Source organism: Vulcanococcus limneticus LL, from assembly GCF_943369875.1.
Lineage (GTDB): Bacteria > Cyanobacteriota > Cyanobacteriia > PCC-6307 > Cyanobiaceae > Vulcanococcus > Vulcanococcus limneticus_A.
Genome location: NZ_CALROT020000009.1, coordinates 1 through 20,895, shown reverse-complemented (window position 1 = coordinate 20,895; position 20,895 = coordinate 1). Strand labels below are relative to the sequence as shown.

The 20,895-nt window shown below is 68.1% G+C and carries 20 protein-coding genes and 1 tRNA gene; 14 read left to right on the top strand and 7 right to left on the bottom strand.

The window, feature by feature from the left end; all coding sequences use genetic code 11:
• The first annotated feature begins 15 nt into the window (after positions 1–15).
• The gene (gene metG / locus ACLV7J_RS10955) at positions 16–1,614 is read left to right on the top strand and encodes a methionine--tRNA ligase (protein ID WP_411869136.1); all 1,599 of its coding nucleotides are present in this window, start codon (positions 16–18) and stop codon (positions 1,612–1,614) included.
• Between the two features lie 56 nt (positions 1,615–1,670).
• A complete protein-coding gene (gene lptC, locus ACLV7J_RS10950) occupies positions 1,671–2,843 on the top strand; it encodes an LPS export ABC transporter periplasmic protein LptC (protein ID WP_411869135.1) in 1,173 nt (390 codons plus the stop codon).
• Here lptC and ACLV7J_RS10945 read toward each other — a convergent pair.
• Entirely contained in the window at positions 2,776–3,438 is a 663-nt protein-coding gene (locus ACLV7J_RS10945) for a cofactor assembly of complex C subunit B (protein ID WP_411869134.1), read from the bottom strand. The genes lptC and ACLV7J_RS10945 overlap by 68 nt on opposite strands.
• Positions 3,439–3,539: 101 nt before the next feature.
• Here ACLV7J_RS10945 and ACLV7J_RS10940 point away from each other — a divergent pair, with 101 nt between their 5' ends.
• The 7 genes from ACLV7J_RS10940 to ACLV7J_RS10910 all read left to right on the top strand — a co-directional run bounded on the left by ACLV7J_RS10940 (position 3,540) and on the right by ACLV7J_RS10910 (position 8,557).
• Positions 3,540–4,013, top strand: coding sequence for a tellurite resistance TerB family protein (locus tag ACLV7J_RS10940; protein WP_411869133.1), 474 nt, complete (start codon positions 3,540–3,542; stop codon positions 4,011–4,013).
• Between the two features lie 103 nt (positions 4,014–4,116).
• A complete protein-coding gene (gene psb32, locus ACLV7J_RS10935; protein ID WP_411869132.1) occupies positions 4,117–4,833 on the top strand; it encodes a photosystem II repair protein Psb32 in 717 nt (238 codons plus the stop codon).
• A gap of 7 nt (positions 4,834–4,840) precedes the next feature.
• Positions 4,841–5,986: a proton extrusion protein PcxA gene (gene pxcA, locus ACLV7J_RS10930; RefSeq protein ID WP_411869131.1), complete on the top strand. Its 1,146-nt coding sequence runs from the start codon at positions 4,841–4,843 to the stop codon at positions 5,984–5,986.
• A complete protein-coding gene (gene cobU / locus ACLV7J_RS10925; protein ID WP_411869130.1) occupies positions 5,976–6,572 on the top strand; it encodes a bifunctional adenosylcobinamide kinase/adenosylcobinamide-phosphate guanylyltransferase in 597 nt (198 codons plus the stop codon). The genes pxcA and cobU overlap by 11 nt, the downstream gene beginning before the upstream one ends.
• Positions 6,573–6,598: 26 nt before the next feature.
• A complete protein-coding gene (locus tag ACLV7J_RS10920; RefSeq protein ID WP_411869129.1) occupies positions 6,599–7,099 on the top strand; it encodes a tRNA (cytidine(34)-2'-O)-methyltransferase in 501 nt (166 codons plus the stop codon).
• A 240-nt stretch (positions 7,100–7,339) separates the two neighbouring features.
• Entirely contained in the window at positions 7,340–8,431 is a 1,092-nt protein-coding gene (locus tag ACLV7J_RS10915; protein WP_411869128.1) for a peptidoglycan DD-metalloendopeptidase family protein, read from the top strand.
• A 52-nt stretch (positions 8,432–8,483) separates the two neighbouring features.
• A tRNA-Met gene (locus ACLV7J_RS10910) sits at positions 8,484–8,557 on the top strand.
• Positions 8,558–9,351: 794 nt separating this feature from the next.
• Here ACLV7J_RS10910 and rppB read toward each other — a convergent pair.
• Together rppB and rppA are read right to left on the bottom strand one after the other, a co-directional pair.
• A complete protein-coding gene (gene rppB / locus ACLV7J_RS10905; RefSeq protein ID WP_411869127.1) occupies positions 9,352–10,680 on the bottom strand; it encodes a two-component system sensor histidine kinase RppB in 1,329 nt (442 codons plus the stop codon).
• 29 nt (positions 10,681–10,709) lie between these two features.
• Positions 10,710–11,420: a two-component system response regulator RppA gene (gene rppA / locus ACLV7J_RS10900; protein WP_411869126.1), complete on the bottom strand. Its 711-nt coding sequence runs from the start codon at positions 11,418–11,420 to the stop codon at positions 10,710–10,712.
• A gap of 103 nt (positions 11,421–11,523) precedes the next feature.
• Between rppA and ACLV7J_RS10895 the strand changes: the two genes are divergently transcribed.
• The 4 genes from ACLV7J_RS10895 to ACLV7J_RS10880 all read left to right on the top strand — a co-directional run bounded on the left by ACLV7J_RS10895 (position 11,524) and on the right by ACLV7J_RS10880 (position 17,810).
• Positions 11,524–12,102: a hypothetical protein gene (locus ACLV7J_RS10895; RefSeq protein WP_411869125.1), complete on the top strand. Its 579-nt coding sequence runs from the start codon at positions 11,524–11,526 to the stop codon at positions 12,100–12,102.
• The gene (locus ACLV7J_RS10890) at positions 12,099–15,230 is read left to right on the top strand and encodes an efflux RND transporter permease subunit (protein WP_411869124.1); all 3,132 of its coding nucleotides are present in this window, start codon (positions 12,099–12,101) and stop codon (positions 15,228–15,230) included. The genes ACLV7J_RS10895 and ACLV7J_RS10890 overlap by 4 nt, the downstream gene beginning before the upstream one ends.
• Positions 15,231–15,310: 80 nt before the next feature.
• Positions 15,311–16,384: an efflux RND transporter periplasmic adaptor subunit gene (locus tag ACLV7J_RS10885; protein ID WP_411869123.1), complete on the top strand. Its 1,074-nt coding sequence runs from the start codon at positions 15,311–15,313 to the stop codon at positions 16,382–16,384.
• Positions 16,385–16,724: 340 nt separating this feature from the next.
• Complete coding sequence (locus ACLV7J_RS10880) at positions 16,725–17,810, top strand: DMT family transporter (RefSeq protein WP_411869122.1); 1,086 nt, start codon at positions 16,725–16,727, stop codon at positions 17,808–17,810.
• Between the two features lie 551 nt (positions 17,811–18,361).
• Here ACLV7J_RS10880 and ACLV7J_RS10875 read toward each other — a convergent pair.
• Genes ACLV7J_RS10875 through ACLV7J_RS10865 form a run of 3 tightly spaced genes read right to left on the bottom strand, consistent with a single transcriptional unit; the run spans position 18,362 to position 19,232 of the window.
• Positions 18,362–18,601: a hypothetical protein gene (locus ACLV7J_RS10875; RefSeq protein ID WP_411869121.1), complete on the bottom strand. Its 240-nt coding sequence runs from the start codon at positions 18,599–18,601 to the stop codon at positions 18,362–18,364.
• Entirely contained in the window at positions 18,592–18,945 is a 354-nt protein-coding gene (locus ACLV7J_RS10870; protein ID WP_411869120.1) for a DUF1651 domain-containing protein, read from the bottom strand. The genes ACLV7J_RS10875 and ACLV7J_RS10870 overlap by 10 nt, the downstream gene beginning before the upstream one ends.
• The gene (locus ACLV7J_RS10865) at positions 18,942–19,232 is read right to left on the bottom strand and encodes a galactose oxidase (protein ID WP_411869119.1); all 291 of its coding nucleotides are present in this window, start codon (positions 19,230–19,232) and stop codon (positions 18,942–18,944) included. Before ACLV7J_RS10865 ends, ACLV7J_RS10870 begins: the two co-directional genes overlap by 4 nt.
• A gap of 533 nt (positions 19,233–19,765) precedes the next feature.
• Between ACLV7J_RS10865 and ACLV7J_RS10860 the strand changes: the two genes are divergently transcribed.
• Positions 19,766–20,299 carry a M15 family metallopeptidase gene (locus ACLV7J_RS10860; RefSeq protein ID WP_411869118.1) on the top strand — a complete coding sequence of 178 codons (534 nt, stop codon included), beginning with the start codon at positions 19,766–19,768 and terminating at the stop codon, positions 20,297–20,299.
• Positions 20,300–20,564: 265 nt separating this feature from the next.
• On the opposite strand, the gene ACLV7J_RS10855 is transcribed toward ACLV7J_RS10860, so the two are convergent.
• The coding region (locus ACLV7J_RS10855) for an integrase core domain-containing protein (RefSeq protein ID WP_411869117.1) at positions 20,565–20,895 on the bottom strand (331 nt) is incomplete at its 5' end.

Below are 20,895 nucleotides of genomic sequence, written 5' to 3'. Positions count from 1 at the left end.
CAGCCTGACAGCCGCATGACCTTCACCCTCACCACGCCGCTTTACTACGTCAACGACAAGCCACACCTGGGCAGCGCCTACACAACCCTGGCCTGTGATGCGGTGGCCCGCTACCAGCGGCTGAAAGGTGAGCCCGTGATCTTCATCACCGGCTGCGATGAACACGGCCAGAAGATCCAGCGCACCGCCGAGGCGGCCGGCCTCAGCCCCCAGGCCCACTGCGACGCCGTCAGCGCCCAGTACCGGGAGCTCTGGGAGCGCTGGCAGATCAGCAACGACCGGCTGATCCGCACCACCGACCCGCGCCATCGCCGCATCGTGGAGCAGTTCTTCGCGCGGGTGGAGGCCAGCGGCGACATCGTGGAGGGCCGCCAGCAGGGCTGGTACTGCGTGGCCTGTGAGGAGTTCAAGGACGATCCCCACGAGGCCCAGGATCCGGAGTGCCCCACCCACAAGCGGCCGCTGGAATGGCGCGATGAGGTGAACCTCTTCTTCCGCCTCTCGCGCTATCAGCAGGCGATCGAGGCGCTGATCGCCCGCGAGGGCTTCATCCAGCCGGCCAGCCGCCGCCGGGAGGTGGAGAACTTCGTGAAGCAGGGTCTGCGCGACTTCTCGATCTCGCGGGTGAACCTGCCCTGGGGCATCCCGGTGCCCGGCCACGAGGGCCACACCTTCTATGTGTGGTTCGACGCGCTGCTGGGCTATCTCACGGCGTTGCTCGAACCCGGTGAGGAGCCGGATCTGGAGGCGGCGATCGCCCGCGGCTGGCCCGCCTCGGTGCACGTGATCGGCAAGGACATCCTGCGCTTCCACGCCGTGTACTGGCCGGCGATGCTGCTGTCGGCGGGGCTGGAGCTGCCGGGGAAGGTGTTCGGCCACGGCTTCCTCACCCGCGAGGGCCAGAAGATGGGCAAATCGCTGGGGAATGTGCTCGATCCGGCGGAGCTGCTGGAGCGCTGCGGCCGCGATGCGGTGCGCTGGTATCTATTGCGCGACATCCCCTTCGGCGACGACGGCGACTTCCAGCAGCAGCGCTTCACCGACCTGGTGAACAACGATCTGGCCAACACGATCGGCAACCTGCTCAACCGCACCAGCGCCATGGCCCGCCGCTGGTTCGAGGAGAGCGTGCCCCCCGCCGGCGGCGGCCTGGAGCCCACCCACCCCCTGGCCCAGGCGGCCGCCACCGCCCGCAGCCAGGCCCTGGCCGGCCTGGAGGCCCTGGAGTTCCGCAGCGCCGCCGAGGCCGCCCTGCAGCTGGCCATCGCCGCCAACGGCTACCTCAACGAGCAGGCCCCCTGGAGCCGCATGAAGCAGGAGGGCAGCCGCGATCAGGTGGCCGCCGACCTCTATGCCGTGCTGGAGGCCGCCCGCCACGTGGGCCTGCTGCTGGCGCCGCTGCTGCCGGAGCTCTCGGCGCGGATGCTCGCGCAGCTCGGCCAGACGCCGCTGGAGTCGGGGATCGGCACCCGCTGGGGAGCGACGTCCGAGGGCGGCACCCCTGGCGGCAGGCCCTGGCTGGAGCAGCTGGCCTGGGGCGGCCTGGTGCCCAGTGCCCCCCTGCCGGAGCCCTCGCCGGTGATGGCCCGGCTCGAACTGGACGCCCCCCTGTGATGGGGCGACGTCTCCGCGCGCTGGCTCCGCTGGCCCTTGTTTCCCTGGCTAGCTGCGTGCAGCCACCGCCCAAGAAGCAGGCCCCCGAGCCGTTCGTGTTCCGCTCCCTCAACCTGCGCCAGCAGAACGCCAAGGGCGAGCCGGCCTGGGAGCTCACCAGCCCCGAGGCCCGCTACGACATCGAGCGCCGCCTGGCCCAGGCCCGCAACCTCCAGGGGGTGACCTACCTGCGCGGCAAACCCCACTACCGCGTGTCGGCCCGTGTGGGCACGGTGCTCAACGACGGCGAGCTGATCCAGCTGGAGGGGGATGTGCGCATCACCCTGCTGGGCAAGGACCCTGTGCTGATCCGCTCCCAGCAGGTGCGCTGGCTGCCCCGCCAGGAGCTGATGGTGATGGATGCCAAGGCGGTGGCGACGGACCGCCTCTCCCGGCTCACGGCCAACAAGGCCCGCTTCCTGCTGCAGCAGGATCGCCTGGAACTGCGCGGCCAGCCCCAGCTGGAGCGCTGGGACCCCAGCCGCACCAAGGCAGCCAGCGATAGGGGCACCGCAGCAGCGGCGACTACAGCGGCCACCGCATCGCCCACCACCGAACCGGCGCCCCGCCCGGCCGCCCAGGAGATCCTCACGGTCCGGAGGGCCGACTGGTCGCCGGGCAGTGGCCTGCTCCAGGCCGCCGGGCCGGTGCGGGGCCGCCGCAGCGACGGCCAGGTGATCACGGCCAGTGCCCTGGAGGGGAATCTGCGCCAGGGCTTCGTGGACCTGCTGGCGCCCGTGCGGGTGAGCGATCCGGGCCGCAAGGGCTGGCTGGAGGCCGAGCGCAGCCGCTGGGATCTCGCCGGCCAGACCCTGCGCACCGCCACCCCCTTCCGCGGTCAGCTCGACAAGCTGGCTCTCCAGGGCAACGCCCTGGACATCGACCTCCAGCGGGAGCTGGTGGTGGTGCCCGCTGGCTGCGACCTGCAGCAGCCGGGCGAGAGCCTGCGGGCCCAGACCTGCCGCTGGAACTGGAGCACGGGCCGCTTCGAGGCGGTGGGGGATGTGGTGCTGAACCGCTCCGCTTACAAGCAGGTGACCCGCGCCGCGCGCCTCGACGGTGCGATCGGCAAGCAGGGCCAGGCGGTGTTCACGACGCCGGGGGGTCGGGTGAATTCGCAGCTCACCCTGCCGCCGCCGGGGGCGGGGGGGACGAAGGCGCGCAAGCCAGCTGCTCCAGTGGCGTTCTGAGCTTGCGAGCCCAGCCCTCCAGCCAGGTCTCATCGCTGCGACTGAAGCAGCGCGGCGACCAGCCCGCCAGCAGCAGGATCCCCTCGCCGCCGATCGGCTGGACGATCACCGCCGGGATCCCCTCCGGCAGTCCGGCGAATTCCCCGCGGCCGGGGTAGAGGGCCAGGTTCACCAGCGAGACGGGCCGGCCCGTGGCCAGGGCCCTCTGGCAGATGGCCCCCGGTGCAAATGGCCGGGGGTCCAGCAGGCCGCGCCGCAGCAGGGTGCGGCCGCGCCAGTGCAGCAGCAGCGAGGCGCCGGGGGTGGCGGTGAGCAGCAGCTGGCTGCCCCAGCCCAGCTCCTGGCGAAGCGCTTCGGGCAGGTCCGGGGCAAGCTCCAGGCCCTGCTCGCCCGGCAGGGCCACCCGCTCCGGCGCCGCGGGCATGGCCCGGGTCCAGAGGATCGCCACGAGCATCAGCCCCACCGCCAGCACACTGGCCAGCACGCCGGCCCGCTCGAGGGCGGGCGTGAGGCCCGGGGCGGTGAACTGGTTGAGCAGGCAGAGGGCCAGCCCCAGCACCCCCGCCGCCAGGCTCAGCCGCGCCCCCAACCCCATCGCTGATCCGCCGCCGCGTTGGTGGCCACGTTCTCACAGCCACACCGGCCGCTGCGCTGCCCGGACGGCCCTGCTGGAATACAGGCAGCGACCACGACGGCATGGGCGAGACCTCAGCATCAGCGGCCGGATCCGCCACCACGGATCCCGGGGCCCAGGGCGCCATCCGCACCGCCCCCGAGGCCTTCGCGGCGGTGGCCCTGGCCGCCGTGGCCTGCGACGGAACCCTGGGGCGCCAGGAGGCGCGGGCCCTGCGCCAGGCCCTGGAGTACCGCACCCCCTACCGCGGCCTCTCGGAGCAGGCCATGGGCGAGCTGTTCGACGTGTTGCTGGAGCAGCTGCACGCCGGTGGCTGGGGCCATCTGGTCAATGCCGCTATCCCCCTCCTCGATGTCGGCCAGCGGGAGACGTCCCTGGCCCTGGCGGCCCAGCTGGTGTGGGCGGACCGGAGCGTGTCGCCGAACGAGCAGCAGTTCCTGCAGGAGCTCGGCCAGCGGCTGGCCCTGGCCGACGGCCGGGCCGAGCAGATCCTCGAGGTGGTGGCCCTGCTGCACCGCGACAGCCTGGCCAGCTGAGCCGCGACGGCTTCTGCGCCTGACGCGCGACAGCCGTGCCGCCTGACGGCAGACTTAGCGGATGCTGTGTTTCTCCCCCCTGGCCCCTTCCTCCCCGGACCCCATGGGACTCCCTCGCCTGTCGACGCCAGCCCTGCCGCAGCGGGCCTGGCGCGGTTTCCAGGGCCTGCTGCTGGCCCTCGCCCTGCTGCTGGGCCTGGCCCAGGCCCCGGCTGCCCTCGCCACGGGCCCCCAGGATTTCCCCGAGACGCCGCCCGCGGCCCACGTGCTCGACACGGCGGATCTGCTCAGCCGCGCCGCCGCCTCGGATCTGGAGAAACGCCTGGCGGAGCTGGATCAACAGCAGGTGCAGGCCCGGCTGGTGACCCTGCGCCGGCTCGACTACGGCCTGTCCCTGGAGGACCTCGGCCAGCAGCTGCTGGAGCGCTGGAAGGCCCAGGACCCCGAGGGGAGCACAGGCCAGCTGCTGCTGCTGATCGAATCCCAGAACAACAGCGGCGCCGTGGTGGCGTCCCCCGACCTGGCGGACACCCTGCCCCGGAGCCTGCTCGCCAGCACCGGCACGAGCACCATGGGCCTGCCCCTGCGTGAGGGGGCCCGTTACCGCCAGGCCTCGATCGATGCCCTCGGCCGCCTGCAGACCGTGCTCCAGGGCGAGGCGGATCCCGGCCCGCCCCAGCTGATCGAGCGTCTGCCGGTGGAGACCAACATCCCCACCGCCGAGGAGACCGCCAGCAGCAACGCCTTCCTGTGGGTGGTGGTGCTGCTGGTGGTGGGAACCCTGGTGCCGATGATCACCTGGTGGATCTTCTCCCGCTGATCCATCCATGGGCCTGACCGACTGGACGGCCCGCTTCGAGCGGGCCAGCAACACCGACATCAGCAGCGATCTGGAGAAGGCCTACGAGGCGGCGCTGCTGATCCAGGGCCTGGAGCTCGAGTACTACAACGACCGGCCGGTGCGTCCCGAGCTGGAGCTGAGCATTCCGCGCCAGACCCAGGCCCAGATGCTGCGCCGCTTCCGCACGGCCCTGCAGATCTGCCGCGACACGCTTGAGGGCCTGGAACAGCACCGGGCCGAACTCGATGCCCAGGAGCAGCGCCAGCTGCACCTGATCGAGGTGGTCACCGCCCGCTACGGCCGCAACCCCTCCAGCCTGCCGGCCATGTCGCGGGCCCCGGAGATGCTCCCCCGCAGCCTGCTGGGGGTGTTCGACGGCATGCGCCGCCAGCTCGACCCGGAGGCCGAGGCCACGGTGGTGGCCGGCTTCCGGCGCCGCCGCGACTCAACGCTGGTGTCGCTGCGGATCCTGTTGCTGCTGGTGCTGGTGCCCCTGCTCGTGCAGCAGCTCAGCCGTTCTGTGGTGATCTCACCGCTGGTGGATCGCTTCGCGCCCGATGTGCCGTTCCTGAGCTTCACCAAGCCCCAGCTCGAGGAGAAGGCCGTCGAGCGGCTGCGCGTCTTCAAGGCGGAGCTGGAATTCGATGCGCTGCTGAAGGGCCGCGAGCCCTACACCAACGAGGAGATGCATGAGCGCCTCACCGACCGGGCCAAGGAGCTCAAGGAGGAGGCCGACGGGGAGAGCACCGAGGCGATCAAGAACATCCTGGGCGATGGCGCCGCGCTGCTGGGCTTTGCCCTGGTGTGCCTGCTGGGGCGGCGCGAGATTCAGGTGCTGCGCGGCTTCATCGATGAGGCCGTCTACGGCCTGAGCGACAGCGCCAAGGCCTTCGCCATCATCCTGTTCACCGACATCTTCGTGGGCTTCCACAGCCCGGAGGGCTGGTCGGTGCTGCTGGAGGGGGTGGAGGAGCACCTGGGCCTGCCCCACCAGGAGCACTTCATCATGTTGTTCATCGCCACCTTCCCGGTGGTGTTGGCCACGATTTTCAAGTACTGGATCTTCCGCTACCTCAACCGCGTCTCGCCGTCCTCGGTGGCGACCCTGCGCAACATGAACGGTGGCGGCTGACGCTCCGGCGCCAGCCCTGCCCGCGGCGGGGCTGGTGGTGGTCACCGGGCCGAGCCGCAGCGGCAAGAGCCGCTGGGCCGAGCACCTGGCCGCCGCGAGTGGCCATCCGGTGCTCTACGTGGCCACCGGGCCCGAGCGGGCGGGCGATGCCAGCTGGCAGCAGCGACTCGAGCGCCATCGCCGCCGCCGTCCGGGCAGCTGGCAGACCCTGGAGGCGGGCGGTGAGCTGGCCGCTGCGCTGCGGCAGCTGGCGGAGCAGCCCCGCCAGGGGGAGCCGCCCGTGCTGCTGATCGACGCCCTCGGCACCTGGCTCGCCCACCACCTCGAGCTGGAGAGCGAAGCCTGGCGCCAGTGCGAGGGCGAGCTGGTGGAGGCGCTGCAGGCTCTGGATCTGCCCGTGCTGCTGGTGTGTGAGGAGACCGGCTGGGGCGTGGTGCCGCCCACGGCCATCGGCGGACTGTTCCGCGATCGCCTGGGGCGGCTGGAGCGGCGCCTGGTGGCCGTGAGCCGGCAGGCGTGGCTGGTGGTGCAGGGTCGCGCCTTGGATCTGCTGGCCCTGGGCCTGCCCGTGCCCGACGACGCCTGAGGATCGGCCCCAGTCGACCCCGGTCCATGCCCCGCGTCGTGCTGTTCCAGCCCGAGATCCCGCCCAACACGGGCAACGTCGCCCGCAGCTGCGCCGCCACCGCCAGCGAACTGCACCTGATCGAACCCCTCGGCTTCGAGATCAGCGACCGCACGCTCAAGCGCGCCGGCCTCGATTACTGGCCCTGGGTGCCGCTGCATCGCCACACCGACTGGGAGGCGTTTCAGCGGCACCGCAGCGAGCGCGGCGGCCGGCTGCTGGCCCTGAGCCGCCACGCCAGCCAGCCCTATCACCGTACGGTTTACCGAACCGACGACTGGCTGTTGTTCGGCCGTGAGAGCGATGGCCTGCCGCCCGAACTGCTGGCCGAGGCCGACGCCAGGCTGACGATCCCAATGCGGGGCTCACTTGAGAACGGCGGAGGCGTGCGCAGCCTGAACCTCTCGGTGGCGGTGGGGGTGGTGCTGTTCGAGGCCCTGCGCCAGCTGGACTGGGAAGCGGATCCCCTGGGACCGGTGGAAGCCTGAGGAGCCTGTCTCACCGGCCGGCGTGGGTGGTGCCGCGCGGGGCCGGGATCGTGGTCAGGGCACTACCGGCAGGGGTGCCACCCGGCCTACCACCTAGGGTTGGCGGCTGTGGTGATTTTCCAACCAGCCGACAAAAACAGTGACCATGGCAACTTGCTGGCGCAGGTTCCAGCGGTTACATTCTGCGCGGCTCGGGGATGTCGGCTTCTCCACCGGGTCTTGTCCGATGGGTGAACCTGCATGAAGCCTTCCAAACTGCTCACGATCACGCTGGCGGGCACATCACTGCTCGGTGTCGCCGGCGCCGTGGCCATTCCCGGCCTCGCTGATTCCCGTTCCTCCCTTCCCCTCCCCGACTTCGCCCAGGAGCCCAGCACTCCCGTCTCCGCTCTGGAGCCCGCAGCGCCCGCCGAGCTGATCGCCGCGCTGCCCAGCACCGACCGTCTCTGGGTCAAGGTCCGCTCCGAAGTGGCCATCGAACAGCTCGCCAGCCAGCTGGCCCTCGATGAGACCCGCCTGGCCCGCCTGAACGACGTCAACGAGGACCACGCCTTCAAGCCCGGCGACTGGCTGGTGCTCCCCAGCCAGTCCAGCCGCCAGGTCAAGCAGCTCGCCGCCATCGACACCAGCGAGCTGCGCCGCACGCCGCCCCTGCAGGCGCCCCCCAGCCCGGTGGCGGAAGAGAGCACCCGGGTGCGCAGCCGCGAGAGCCTGGTGGACCTCGCCAACCGCACCAACCGCACCATCGCCGAGCTGCTGCGCCTGAACCCCGGCCTGGAGGCCGCCCGCCTGGTGGTGGGCACCCAGATCCGCCTGGCCCAGTCGTCCCCCGGCCGCAGCCGCATGGTGCTCGGCCTCAGCCCCACCACCAGCGGCGGCCTCAGCTGGCCCGAGCTGCCCAACTTCGGCGGCGACCCCCAGCCCAACACCGATCCGAACCGTCCCTTCAGCAGCGGCTGGATCTGGCCCACCCAGGGGGTGTTCTCCTCGGGCTACGGCTGGCGCTGGGGTCGCATGCACAAGGGCATCGACGTCGCCAACAACGTCGGAACGCCGATCGTCGCCGCCCAGAGCGGCCAGGTGGTGTCCTCCGGTTGGCATGACGGTGGCTACGGCTACCTGGTGGAGATCCGCCACCCCGACGGCACCCTCACCCGCTACGCCCACAACAGCCGCCTGGCCGTGCGTTCCGGAGAGGTCGTCGCCCAGGGCCAGGTGATCAGCTACATGGGCAGCACCGGCCGCAGCACCGGTCCCCACCTCCACTTCGAGATCCACCCCCCTGGCCAGGGGGCCGTGAATCCGCTTCAGTTCCTTCCCGGTCGCGCCTGAAGCCCGTCGCGTCCAGGCCCCAACAGGCCATCGTCTAAACTCCAACCACCGGGGCTCGGTAGCTCAGCTGGTTAGAGCGTGGGATTCATAACCCCAAGGTCGGGAGTTCAAGTCTCCCCCGAGCCATCCTCGATTGCCCCGCTTCGGCGGGGCTTTCTTGTGTCTGGGCCTTGGTTCTGGCGGTTTCCACAGGTCCAACGGGTCGGTGCGGGTCGTAGCTGCTTGGAGCCGCTTGGAGCCAAAACGTGCGGAGTAGTCCGCACGTTGGATCGGCACAGCGGGAACAATCTGCAGAGCTCGCCCCAGCCGCTGCGTCATGCCCCTCTCCCGGTCTCATCGCCTGAACTTCTTGGACCAATGCGTTCAGGAACTGCGTGCCCGCCGATCCCGTTTCCGCTTGCGCAGGGATCCCAGCAGTCCATTCGACTACATCCGTGAGGTCCACGGCGGAGCGAAGGTCCGGCAGCTCTCGCTGCGCCCTCTCCTGTGCAGTCACAACCCGGACGTGGAGGAGGCCCAAGACCTCTGCCGGGAGGGTCACCGCAGGGGACGTTGGCCAATCCATCCCTCGCCGCAGTAGGCGGTTGTGCAGCACAGCTGGGCGTCACTGGTGGAGGCCTGCGTGGTGGACATGGCTGTGGCCGTGATGGTGATCATCGACAGGTCCGTGGCTGTGATCGCGAGGCTCTGCTCCGTGCCCGTGCTGGCTGCCCATGGCTCAGCTCTCCTACTGGGCGGCCAGGTAGAGGGCGATCATCTCCTCCATGCCCTTCTGAGTGCGGCCATGGGGCCGCAGGCCCTTGGCGGCCATCGACACTCCTGTCGTCCAGACAAAAATGTATACGTGTAGGCAACCGATGCCCTAGCCACCCTGCCCCGCAGTCTCTGGCTGATCGGGCTGATCAACTGGTGTGACTCGCTCAGTGGCCAGCGGGTAGGCGGAGCATGAACGCTGCCCCCTGCCCTGCTTCGGACTGAACTGTGATCCCGCCACCATGGCGACGGGCGATCGCCTGGGCGATCGCTAACCCCAGACCCGTGCCCCCTTGCTGCCGGGAGCGGGCCGGATCAAGCCGGGTAAAGCGATCGAAGATCCTCGCCTGCTGATCGGCGGGGATTCCGGGCCCGCTGTCGCTGATGGCCAGCACGATCTCACGGCTCTGCTGCTCCAGGGTCACGTGGACGACACCACCGACCGGGGTGTACTGGATGGCATTGCTGAGCAGGTTGATCGCCAGCCTGCTGAGTTCCGATTCCACGCCCAGAACCCTGACACCGGGGGTGAGATGCCCCGCCCTAAGGCTGACCTCGGCAGCAGCGGCCGCTTCACTGAACTCCTCCACCACATCCATCACGATCTCGGTGAGATCACACGGCACCCTGAGACTCTGAGGGGAGGATCGCTCCAGGCTGGCGAGCAGGAGCAGATCGGCAATCAGTTGCTGCAGCCTCCGGCCCTGCGCCAGGACCCGATCCAGACTGGCCACCTGCCTGTGGCTGGTGGAAGGCTCGGCTGTGCTGCGCTCAGCCTCCACGACGGCCAACAGGTTGGCCAGTGGTGTTCGCAGTTCATGGGCGACATCGGCGCTGAACTGTTCCTGGCGCCGGTACGCCTCCAGCAGGGGTGCCATGGCCAGCCCAGCAAGCCACCAGCTGGCCAGGGCCACACCAGCCATCGCCAGGGCAAAGACTCCATGGCCCATCCACCACAGGCGATTCGCCTCTGCATCGAGGTGCGCCAGGCTGCTGGAGATCTGCAGGTAGCCCCAGACGGGTTGGCCGGGGCCATTGGCGCGATGCAGGTGAATCGCATAGGTGCCCCAGCGTTCTCCGGCCCCCTCACCGGTCAAGGCCCAGCCCAGCAGCCCAGGTTTACCCCCCACCGGTAAGGCGCCAGGGGAGCTGGCGATCAGGTTCCCGTGGTGATCGAAGACCCGCAGCTTGTAGCGGTCGGGATCGCTGGCACTGATCGCGTGCCGATGGATCAGATCCTTTGGGGGCATGCAGGGCTTGCCTACCAAACAGAGGCCCGGCAGGACTGAAGCCAGGGCGCCGGATGGCCGGGCCTCCTGCGGCAAGGCGGGTTTGAGACTGTCGTGAAGCGTGCCTGCCAGGCTCTGCAATTCACGCCTGATCGCCGTTTCCTGGGTCTGCAGCAGTAACCGGCCCATGGCAAAGCCGGCGGCATAGAGCAGCGTGCCCATCGCCAGCAATGACAGAGCGGCAAAGCGCAGGCGGGCTCGCCACAACAATCCTGGCGCTGGGACACAGTGATCGATCAAGTCTCATTGCCCCCGAGTGGAGCGAAGCGATACCCCTTGCTGGGCACGGTTTCGATCGGTGAGGGCAGACCATAGGCCGCCAGCTTGCGCCGCAGCAGCCGGACCTGGGCTGCCACCACATTGCTCACCGGGTCTTGATGCAGATCCCAGAGTTCGTTCCGCAGCCGGGAGCCGGGAATGGTCTGGCCAGGGTGCTCGAGGAAGTAGGCCATCAACTGCTGCTCCTTACCCGACAGATCCACACTCACCTCGCCGGTGCTGGTGGAGACCAGCAGCGTGCCTGCCCTGGGATCCAATCGGTAGCCTCCGGCCGACAACAAGGGCTCCCGGTAGCCGGGGTGGCGCCGCTGCAGGGCCCTGATCCGTGCCAGCAGCTCCTCCATCGCAAAGGGTTTGCTCAGGTAGTCATCAGCACCCGCATCGAGTCCCACCACCCGATCAGCCGTCTCGGCGCGGGCCGTGAGCAACAGCACCTGCAGGCCCATCCCAGCGGCCCGAGCCCGCCGGCACAGGTCAACACCACTCAGATCCGGCAGCATCCAATCGAGGATGGCGAGGTCGTAGCGGGCGAGCTCACCGCTCAGCAGGGTCCAGCCTTCCAGACCACTGGAGCAGCGATCCACCACATGTCCCTCACGCTGAAGCACGGCCTGGGTGGCAACGGCCAGATCCTCCTCGTCTTCCACCAGCAGGATCCGCAGCGGCATCAGGGGTGGGCTCCAGCGGGCAGATGCTAGTGAGCACAGGCCATTTCACCTGTTTTTCATCCCGGTTGCGCGATCCTGCGCCCAGTCCTTGCCTCCCTGGGTCTTGCGCAACCGGATCCTGCGGCTCGCCGCCAGCACCAGCCTCACGACCGCGGCTCTTGTCGCCATCCCCCTGATGGCTCCTGTGGCCATGGCCCACGTTGGCCATGGTGATGAGTTCCAGCAGCAGGGCGATGTGCGCCAGGTGAAACGCAATGCCGACAGCGATGGGCTACTGGGTGTGGCCACGGTCAAACCGGAGCAAGGCCCCGATGGCCTCACCGTGCCCGCCACGGCACTGGTCGATGCCGATGGCAAGTCCCTGCTGTTCGTGCAGACCGGGAAGACCTACGACCCAGTGTTCGTGCAGACCGGGGCCAGCCAGGGAGACCGCGTGGTCGTGACGGAGGGGATCGATCCCACCGATGACGTGGTGACGTCGGGTGCGCTTTCGCTGTACGCCGAATCGAAGAAAACCCAGCAGGCGGAAGCTCCTGCGGCTGAGGCCGGTGCAGTGGCCAATCCAGAGGCCGATTCCACCTCTAGGGGCAACCTGCCGTTGATCGCAGGAGCGGCCGGCGTTGCTGTGGTGGTCGCCGCAGGGGCGGTGCTGATCCAGCGCCGCGGCAAGCAGGGCGAATGATCGAGAAGCTGCTCAACACCACGCTGCGGTTCTCGATTGCCCGCCGCTGGCTGATCGTGGTGGCTGCGGTTGTGATCACTGTGTGGGGTCTGGTGCTGGTGCCCCAGATGCCGCTGGACGTCTTCCCACCGTTTGCCCCACCCCAGGTGGACGTCCAGACCACCGCCGATGGTCTCTCACCTGAGGAGGTGGAGATGCGCATCACGTTGCCGATCGAGTCGGCAGTGAACGGTATTGCCGGCGTGGAGACCGTTCGCTCCTCTTCCAAGGCCGGCCTGTCGATGGTGCAGGTGGTGTTCAACCAGAACGCCGACATCTTCCGGGCCCGTCAGTCGGTGTCGGAACGGATCCAGCAGGTGGAGTCGCAGCTTCCGGCGAATGCGGGTGTACCGGAGATCTCTCCGTTGGTGTCCCCCCTGGGGACGGTGCTCCAGTACGCCTTCACGCTCAAGGGTGATGGCGCCACCTCCATGCTGGATCTGCATCAACTGGTGATGCGCTCGTACCGGAACCCGATCCTGGCGGTTCCTGGTGTTGCGCAAGTCACCGTGTACGGCGGCGAGGAACCGCAGCACCAGGTGCTGCTGGATCCCCATGAGCTGCAGGTGCATGGCGTCACGCTCAAGTCGGTCATGCAAGGTGTTACCGAAGCCATGGCCACCAGTCCGGGCGGCTTCCTGATTGGTGGTGGCCAGGAACGGCTGATCCGGCCGATGGGCCAGATCACCCAGGTGAGTGATCTGGCCGATGTGGCCGTGCGTGATCAGCAAGGCCAGCCGGTGTTGCTCTCCACCCTGGCCGAGGTGAAGCGCGGTGCGGCGCTCAAGCGGGGTGACGCCAGTTTCAACGGCCAGCCGGCGGTTGTGCTCATGGTCAACAAGCAGCCCGATGTCGACACTCCCACGGTGACCCGTGCGGTGGAGGAGAGGATTGGCGCCCTCAACCGAACCCTGCCTTCGGATGTGCAGATTCACGGCACCTTCCGCCAGAGCGGCTTCATCGATCGAGCCATCAAGAACGTCAGCTCGGCGATGGTCGAGGGTGTGATCATCGTGTCACTGGTGATCGTGCTGTTCCTGATGAACTGGCGCGGAGTGGTGATCAGCCTCAGTGCCATCCCCCTGTCGTTGCTGATCGGCCTGATGCTGATGAAGGCCCTCGGCATCGGCATCAACACCATGACCCTGGGCGGCCTGGTGGTCGCCATCGGTTCGGTGGTTGACGATGCGATCGTGGATATGGAGAACTGCTATCGCGGCCTACGCAGCAATCAGGCTGCGGGCAACCCCAAGTCGCCCCTGCAGGTGGTGTTCGAAACCTCGGTGGAAGTGCGCCAGCCGGTTCTCTTCTCCAGCCTGATCATCATCATCGTGTTCGCGCCGATCTTTTCGCTCACCGGAGTGGAAGGGCGCATCTTCGCGCCGATGGGCCTGGCCTATCTGTTCTCGATCGCCGCCTCTTCGCTGGTGGCTCTCACCCTGATCCCGGCGCTCTGCGCCATCCTTCTGGCACCGGTATCCCTGCCGCCGGAGAGCACCTGGCTCGCTGCCCGCTGCGAGCGGCTGTATCGGCCCTGGCTCGCCATGGCCATGACTCGGCCGCAGCGGCTTCTCGCGGTCGCCCTGGCGCTGGTGGTGGCCACCACCGCAATCCTCCCGGCTTTAGGTCGGGTCTTCCTGCCGGAGTTCCGCGAGAAATCTCTGGTCAACTCGATGATGCTCTATCCCGGGGTGTCGCTGGAGATGACCAACCGCGCCGGGCTGGCCCTCACCCGCTCGTTGCAGAACAACCCCCTGTTCGACTGGGTGCAGGTGCGGACCGGCAGAGCGCCCGGAGACGCTGATGGCGCCGGCGTGAATCTGGCCCACGTGGATGTGGAGCTCAGCGACCAGGCGATGGCCAACCGCCCGGCTGCCATTGCTGAGCTACGCAAGGCGTTCCTGCGGTTGCCGGGCGTGGCACCCAACATCGGCGGCTTCATTTCCCACCGCATGGACGAGGTGCTCTCCGGTGTGCGCAGCGCCATCGCCATCAAGATCTACTGCACCGACCTGGGTGAGCTGCGGCGCATCGGCGAAGAGGTGGTGAAGGTGGTGGAGCCGATTGCGGGGGTGGTGGACCTGCAGCTGGAGCCTCAGCTCCCCATCCCCCAGATCCAGATCCACTACGACAGGCCCCTGGCGGCGGCGCTTGGGCTGACGATTGATGAGCTCGCCCAGGCGGTGGAGATCGCGCTCAATGGAAAGGTGGTCGGCCACGTCGCAGAAGACGCGGTGCGCAGCGATGTGTTGGTTCAGCTCGACGCGGCCAGCCGCTCCAGCCTTGACGCCATCCGCTCCCTGCCGGTGGCGTTCTCCAACGGCATGACGGTGCCGCTCGGCAGCGTGGCCTGGGTGGAAGAAGGGCTTGGAGCCAACGTCGTCAACCGGGAAGACGTCTCGCGCTTGATCGTGGTGTCGGCCAATGTCAGTGGCCGCGCCCTGGGCAGCGTGGTGGATGACATCCAGCGCCGCGTCGCCCGCGAGGTGCGCCTGCCGCAGGGCTACACGATCCGCTACGGCGGGCAGTTCGAATCCGAACAGCGGGCGACCAGCAGCCTGGTGCTCTACAGCCTGGTGGCCGCTGTGCTGATCACCCTGCTGATGGTGGCGGCCGTGAAATCTCTGCCGGCCACCGCCGCGATCATGCTCAACCTGCCCCTGGCCCTGGTGGGTGGGGTGATCGCGGTGCTGCTCACCGGTGGGGTGCTCTCGGTGGCGTCACTGATCGGTTTCATCACCCTCTTTGGCGTGGCTGTGCGCAACGGCCTGCTGCTGGTCGACAACTACAACCGCCGCCATGCCGAAGGCCAACCGCTGCAGGCGGTGATCGAAGGCGGAAGCCTGGAGCGCCTCAACGCGATCCTGATGACCGCCCTCTCTTCGGCTCTGGGCACTCTTCCATTGGCCCTGGCCTTCGGGGCAGGCAATGAGATCCTGCAGCCCCTGGCCATCGTGGTGCTCGGGGGATTGATCACCTCCACCGCCCTCACCTTGCTGGTGATTCCGGCGCTCTATTCCCGCTTTGGCGCCTGGCTGTTGCCCACCAGCGGCGTGCCGTCATCCCCTCTTGCCGCGCTTCAACCATGAGATCGAGCCTTCAAGCCGCCAGCGCTGGCCTGCGTCAGCCTCGGGTTCTTTGGCCTCTGGCCATTGCCGCATCCCTGCTGATGGGGATCGGAGTGGGCCGCTACAGCGGCGGCCGTGCTGACACGACCAGCAAGGCGGCAACAGAGAGCAGCGAACGCAACAGCACTCTGGTGTTCAGTGGTGAGCAACTACGCCGCTCGGGCCTCACCACCATCCGCCCGGAAGTGAGTCGGGGCACGGCGCGACCCATCTCCGGATTCGTGGAAGCGGCCGTGGGCTCGCGCTCCATTGTGGGCATGCCCGTGGCCGGTCGCGTTGTGAGGTTGCTGGTGGCACCAGGCCAGACGGTGCGTGCCGGTGATGGGATCGCCGAAGTGCACAGTGCGGACGCTGCGGTGGTGCAAGCGGACGCTGAGGCTGCCCGGGCAACGGCCCAATCGCTGGCATATCAGTACCGCCTGGCCGTTCCCATGGCCCGGCAGGGAGCCCTGTCGGCGCAGGAACTGGAGAGCCGCCGGCTTGCGATGGCGACGGCCGCCACCTCAGCCCGGGCGGCAACGGCCAAGGCCATGGCGATCGGGCGGCCTGATGGCCTGGGACGCCTGCTGGTCAGGAGCCCCATTCGGGGGCTGATCGCCGCCGTGAAAGCCACACCCGGTGCGGTCCTTCAGGTCGGTGAGGAAATAGCCCTGATCAGCGATGCCCGGGGCAGCGAGCTGCGCTTCCTCGTCTCGCCGGTGCTGGCCTCCAGCCTGGGGGCGGGAGAGCTGTTGCGGGTGAAAGCTGGTCCACGGGACCTGCGGGCCCGCGTGATCGCGGTAGCCCCCGATAGCGGCAGCGGCAATCGGGTCACTGTTGTGCGGGCCCAGACGATCGATGCGGCGATGCCACCTGCAGGCACAGCGGTGACAGCGTTTGTGCAGGTGCCTGCCTCCGCGCAACGCTTCACGGTTCCGGCTGACGCCGTGCAGATTGTCAATGGTTCGCCGGTGGTGTTCCGTTACCAGCGCGGTGTCGCCGAGCCCGTTGAGGTGGTGATCGGTGAGCAGTCAGCAGAGCGGGTTGTGATCCTGCAGGGCCTGCGTGGTGGCGAACTGCTGCTCAGTGGCAACACCGCGATCTTGCGCAACCCCCTGGCCGGCCGTCGTCCCTAGAGCTGAGACAGCCCAGCCAGGTGCCATTCCGAACAGTTCTACCTCCGCCAGAAAGCCGGAAGCACCGGCCTGGCCAACGCTGCTGTAGAGGGCGGCGATCAGGGTCAGGCAGACGCTGAGGCCCAGCAGGGTGGTCGGATCGATGGTCGGTAGCCCTTACTGGGAGTAGCGCAGGGCCCATAGTCCCGCGCGCCTATCAGTGCAGCAGCATTGCCATGGCAAGGGCCCGAGTGCTCGAGATCACCATGGCGTTGCTGGGCCGTGGTTTCAGGAGTCGCGAGCTGATGCCCCGCTTCTCTGACTTCCCCGATCATGGGGATAAAAGGGGTTCTGCAGATCGATGGCCAGGCCAGCTGAGCAGCAGCGTCGCGGTCAGCTGGCGGGCCTGGCGGCCGCCGTCCTCTTCGGCATCAGTGCACCACTGATCAGCACCCTCACCGGGGCTGGCTCGGCCCTGAGCATCGCCGGGCTGCTCTATGGGGGCGCCACCCTGGCCCTCCTGGTGGTGCGCCTGCTCCGAGGCACCGAGGCCGAAACCCCTGTGGGGCGGCAGGACTGGCCGGCGCTGGCGGCCCTCACCCTGCTCGGCGGCGTGGTGGGGCCGCTGGCCCTGGTGCTGGGCCTGGCGCGCCTGCCCGCAGCCTCAAGCTCGTTGCTGCTCAACCTGGAAGCGGTGTTCACCATGGCGATCGCCGTATTGCTCGGGCGCGAGCACCTCGGCCGTTGCGGTCTGCTTTCTGCTGGTCTCACGATCGCCGGGGCCGTGGTGATCTCCGAGGGCTCCCTCAGCGGAGCCAGCGGAGCAGGCAGTGCCTTGATTGCCCTGGCGACGCTGGCCTGGGGCATCGACAACAACCTCAGCCAACGCCTGAGCCTGCGCAATCCGGTCCAGATCGCCACCGTCAAGGCGGCCGGGGCGTCGCTGCCGATGCTCACCCTGGCGCTGCTGCTCGGCCACCGCTTTCCCAGTGCCCCGGTCTGCCTGGGGCTGCTGGGAATCGGGGCCCTGGGGTACGGCCTCTCGATCTGGCTCGACCTGTTGGCCCTGCGGGATCTCGGCGCCGCCCGCGAGGCGGTGCTGTTCTCGACCGCCCCCTTTGTCGGTGCGCTGTTCTCCCTGGCCTTCTTTCGGGAGCCCTTCACGCCGCAGCTTCTGGTGGCCGCTGCCCTGATGGCCGGCGGGGTGGTGTTGCTGCTACGGGAGCAGCACAGCCACTGGCATCGCCATGGGGAGCTACGCCATGCTCATCGGCACCGCCACGATCCCCGTGGAGGCGATCCCCATCACGACCACACGCATGCGCCGGAGGATCTGGCGGACATCCCCTGCGAGAGTCCGTTCTGGCATGCCCATGAGCATCGCCATGCGCCGCTGGAGCATGCCCACCCCCACGTCAGTGATGCCCATCACCGGCATCCGCATTGAACAACCCTGAACCGATCAGATCACGCTCAGAGGTCGTCGCCGTCTACTTCACCACCCCAGATACCAGCGCCGGCAGCTCCGACCACAACTGAAGACACCCTGATCTGTCGATCACGGCTGTTGCCCAGCAAACCAATCGCGCAGCTGCACCCGACCCCCTTGGGACGGCACCACGGCTGAGCAGACAAACGCCCGGGGCCGACACTCCGGGCTTTGTTGTGCTCAAGCCCGGTCGATTGGTGCTGAACTGGGTGCTCCAGATCGACTCCGCCAGCAAGTCCTCTCTACTGACCAGCGCCATGTCCTGGCATTCCAGGAGTTGCAGCTACTCCGTCGGCACCGCGCCCATCAGGTTCCTCGCACTGCACTGAGCGACGTAGAACCGATCACCATCGAAGCATCCGAACCCAAAGCCACCAAAGCAGCGCCACGGGCAGCATTGCCAGGAGGAGAACCTCCAGGCTCTGAATCTGTTCAGGGTTCATTGTTCGCGGAAATCGATTCAGTTGTCAGCTCCCCTGCTCCGGGGCCTCCCATGACCTGGATCGACATCAGGCCGTTGCAGGCCGGCGATGTTGCGTGGCGACAAGCGCGGCTCCACCGGCCAGCACCAGAGTGCCGCTGACGGCCAGAAACACCAGCACCTGGAGCAGCAGCAGAGAAATCCCCAGGGCTGAGCCAGCCACGATCTGCACCCTGGCCTTGATCAAGAGCGTCAGCAGCAGCAAGACGGTGGCCTTGAGGGCCAGCACCTTGGCCGTGGTGAGCGGGCAGAAGGGGTTCAGAAGCACGGCGACCTGGCAGATCTCCCCATGCTGGTGACCAGATGTCCATCCCGCGGCTGCCGCTCCACACGCAGCGCCCGCTGCGGCGGACAGACCTGCCAACTCTCCCCGCGTTTCTCAGTCCAGAGCCTGAGCGCCTCCTCGCGGCTCAGCTCCCTGCGGTTCTTGAGCAGCGGCACCGGCTGATCCGGCAGCAGCTCGCCGCTGGTCACCTCCAGCCGCTGACTCCAGCGGTCCCAGTGGGTCGGGCGGAAGTGGAGCACGCGGCGGCCGTCGCTGAGCCAGCCCTCCTTCGGGGAGAGGGGCGGGTGCTTGCTGGCCCCAGCGGCCTGCCCCCTGGTGCTGGTCATGCCCCTTCCGGCGCCCAGCCCTTCCGCCGCACCATGTCGTCGGTCCAGCCCTGGCAGCGGCGGGTGAGGTGCTCGCCGTGGGTGATCAGGCCGTGGTGCAGGCGGCAGGTGAGCAGCGGGATGCAGCTGGCTGCAGCATGGTGCCTGAACCAGTGGCAGGTGAGGCAGACCTGGCGGCTGCGGCTGGGCTGCAGCACGGCCTGATCGAGGTAGGGCCAGGCCTCCGGGCAGGGCTCGGCGGAGAGGGGGAGTGGGGCGACTATCCCAGCAGCGGCATCCGTACGCATGCACTGGCAGGAAATGGCCTCCTTGCCGCCCGGGCCGGTTGCTCGGGCTGTCCACGGTTTTTGCGCCTTCTTTGGCAAGAGCCACGCCCATGGGCTGAGGATCCTTGGTCTGATCCCCGTCTGGCGCCGCTGCCCAGCCCGCCTCGACCACGGCCAGTAGTTGCTGCACCACCTAACGGAGTGAGATGGGTGCCTTTGATTGGACAGCTGCAGAATTTGCTGAGCCAGCCTTGCTTCGGGGAGAAGGGAGGTCGCTTGCTGACCCTGGCGGCCGGACTCTTCGAGCCGATCAACCTTCTTCTCGTTCCCAGCCCCACTGGCGCATCAGGTAAGCAGCCGAGGGCCGACCCGGGGCCCGTGCCGCTTTCGTCCGCACTGCATAGCCTGCAATCCGATGGCCGTGTGTGGGTGCGATGGCGTGGGCCTTGGCTGCAGCGGTGACCCTGCTGACCGTCACCACGGCCGGCAGGGCAGCACCAGTCTCTGCGTCGGTCGCCGCTGCAGGTGGATGGCGCTGCAGCGGTATCGCTCTGGTGCCCTTGCTGGCGCTGGAGCCCAGACCACTGTTGGAGCTGCGTTATGCCAGCCCCTACAACTTCCTCGGCACCAGCCTCTACCCCGCCCCTGATGCCCGGTTGCGCTGTCCCGTGGCCCTGGCCCTGCAGCAGGTGCAGCGGGATCTGGCGGCCGAGGGCCTGGGTCTCAAGGTCTGGGATGCCTACCGCCCCCTGGCGGTGCAGCAGCGGATGTGGGACACGATCCGCGATCCCCGCTACGTCTCCGATCCTGCCGTCAACGCCGGGCGCCACACGCGTGGCACGGCGGTGGATGTGACCCTGGTGGATCGGCGTGGCAAGGAGTTGCCGATGCCGACGGACTTCGATGACTTCAGCGAGGCTGCCCATGGGGACGCGGCCGGCATCCCGATGGAACGTGCGACCAACGCGCGCCGCCTGCGGGAGGCGATGGAGCGTCGCGGCTTCCGTTCGTTCGCCACCGAGTGGTGGCATTTTGACTGGAAGGACTGGCAGTCGCTGCCGGTGGTGAGTGGCCGCTCCCCGAGCTAGGCGGATTGGCCCGAAACGATGAATCATCATCACCAACAGCAGTGTGGTCTTCCGCCAGCATGGAAACCTTGAGAGCAGGCCATGTCCCAGGGTTCCAACTAAACTATCAAGGCTAAGAGCAGCTACTGCAATACCGATGCAAGCAGGACTGTGACTGAACTGGTCATGCAGTGAGATCAGGTCGGTCGACAACCAGTCGACTCACCATTTCAACCTTGGGCACGGCTGGCCCATAGGTGCTAGATGTTGTGTCTCACCAGGTTCGTCAGCAGAGCAGCTCACAGAGCCGCTGCTGAGGCGAGCGCCAGCCCAGGGCTGAGTGCTTCCTGAGGCGGTTATAGATCGCCAGGTAGCGGGGCAACCAGCTGGTTCGCTCCTGCGAGTTCTGGAACGGCATCCCGTAGGCCCACTCGCGGCAGAGGGTCTGGATGAACCGTTCGGCCTTGCTGTTGGTCCTGGGTGTGTAGGGCCTGGTGCGAATGTGCCGGAGCCCCAGGGTGCGGCAGGCCTTGGCGAACGCCTTGGAGACGTAGGCGGGGCCGTTATCGCTCATCACCCGCTGGCACTCGATTCCCTGGGCGTTGAACCAGGCGAGT